The following is a 587-nucleotide window of genomic DNA, read 5'->3' as shown; positions in this document are numbered from 1 at the left end:
GACCCGGAAACACGAACACCGGCCTCAGGTTCGAGCCGACGACCTGGCCACCCACGACATTCACCGCCGGCTCGGCCGAGGCGAGTGCGTCCAGGCCTGCCAGCAGTTCCGCGCGGTCCGCGGCCACGACGGTCGCGCGCCGCTCCAGCTCCGCGCGGGTGGTGGCCGCCGAGAAGCCGATGTCCGCGACGGACACGTCCGCATCGGCTGCCACGTGCTTCCGCAACTGCCGCGCCTGGTCGCGTAGCGCCACGTCATTGCGCGCCGACAGCACCACCGGCACCGGGGCGGCGGGCGCGGTCAGCTCGACGGTCGCCGACTCCTCGGCCGGCGCCTCCTCCACGATGATGTGCGCGTTCGTACCGCTCACACCGAACGACGAGATACCGGCGCGACGGGGACGGCCGTCGACCTGCCACTCCCGCGCCTCCGTGAGCAGCTGGACCTCACCCGACTCCCAGTCCACGTGCGGGGACGGCGCGTCGACGTGCAGCGTCGGCGGCAGCGTCCCGTGCCGCATCGCCATCACCATCTTGATCACACCCGCGACACCCGCCGCGGCGGACGTATGACCGATGTTCGACTTG

1 protein-coding gene is annotated in these 587 nt (G+C 72.1%); it reads right to left on the bottom strand.

The window, feature by feature from the left end; translation table 11 throughout:
- Positions 1–587: ketoacyl-synthetase C-terminal extension domain-containing protein (locus FVS66_RS00060; RefSeq protein WP_149178867.1), on the bottom strand; the 587-nt coding region annotated here is incomplete at both ends.

Origin of the sequence: Streptomyces sp. TRM49041, assembly GCF_008271805.1 — a bacterium.
Lineage (GTDB): Bacteria > Actinomycetota > Actinomycetes > Streptomycetales > Streptomycetaceae > Streptomyces.
Note: the sequence above shows the minus strand (reverse complement) of the source record. Positions and strands in the feature narration are given on the sequence as shown.